Source organism: Klebsiella sp. D5A (assembly GCF_001620885.1).
In the GTDB taxonomy this organism is placed as follows: domain Bacteria; phylum Pseudomonadota; class Gammaproteobacteria; order Enterobacterales; family Enterobacteriaceae; genus Klebsiella; species Klebsiella variicola.
Genome location: NZ_LOAR01000055.1, coordinates 1 through 376, shown reverse-complemented (window position 1 = coordinate 376; position 376 = coordinate 1). Strand labels below are relative to the sequence as shown.

Below are 376 nucleotides of genomic sequence, written 5' to 3'. Positions count from 1 at the left end.
GAGCCAACGGCAATTGTCCCGCCTTGCCCCTGTTTTTTGAGCAGAGCCAGATCTGAGTTCTTACCGAGAATAAAACCGGCATTATCGCTGGTTATAACCTGCGAGCCGTCGAGTTTGTTTCCTCCGGTGAGTTTTGCCAGCGCGTTAAGATCCGATGCCTTCGCCATCCCGCCTATCGCCGGCACGGTCACCTGCTTTCCGGTGATCGGGTCAGTCAGGGTGATATTGCCACTGCCGGTCAGGGCCATCGACCAGCCCTCCGCCACACTACGCCAGAATGCAAATGCGCTGGCCAGCTGGTTAGCAAACGACGAGGTACTGGCGGTTTCAGCGGTTATAATGCCGTAACTGGCGCCGGAAAATGCGGTGGTGATAT

The 376-nt window shown here is 56.4% G+C and carries 1 pseudogene; it reads right to left on the bottom strand.

The features are described 5' to 3' along the window. Nucleotides 1-376 (bottom strand): annotated as a pseudogene (locus AS136_RS25965) (tail fiber domain-containing protein); the annotation flags it as partial.